The organism is Neisseria sp. P0024.S006 (assembly GCF_051956595.1).
Lineage (GTDB): Bacteria > Pseudomonadota > Gammaproteobacteria > Burkholderiales > Neisseriaceae > Neisseria.
Genome location: NZ_JBQCXH010000064.1, coordinates 1 through 445, shown reverse-complemented (window position 1 = coordinate 445; position 445 = coordinate 1). Strand labels below are relative to the sequence as shown.

General features: G+C 51.2%; 1 protein-coding gene. It reads right to left on the bottom strand.

The window, feature by feature from the left end:
* Positions 1 to 445 (bottom strand): hypothetical protein (locus ACTHUF_RS11290; protein ID WP_440407751.1); only part of this gene is annotated, 445 nt, incomplete at both ends.

The window sequence follows — 445 nt, the reverse complement described above, 5'->3', positions numbered from 1 at the left end:
ACCCAAACCCCACACCACCACACCAAACAAACCCAACAACAAACCCACCACAACCCCCACAACCACCAAAACACACCACCCAACACCCCCACACCCCAAACACACAAACCCCACCCCCACACCCACAAACCAAACACAAAACAAAACCCCACACACAACCCACACCCAAACCACAACAAACCCCCCCCCACAACAACAACAAAAAACCAAAACCAACCAAACAACCCAAAACACAACAAACCCACCACACACCAACCAAACCCACCCCAACCCCACACAAACAAACAACAACACCAAACACGACACTCCCAACAACCCCACAAAACACAACACACCACAACCCAACACCCCCCAAACCACACCCAAACCCAAAAACCCCCAAAAAACACCAAAAAACAACCCCACCCCCCCCACCCAAACCAACCACAAAACAAACACCCCCAAC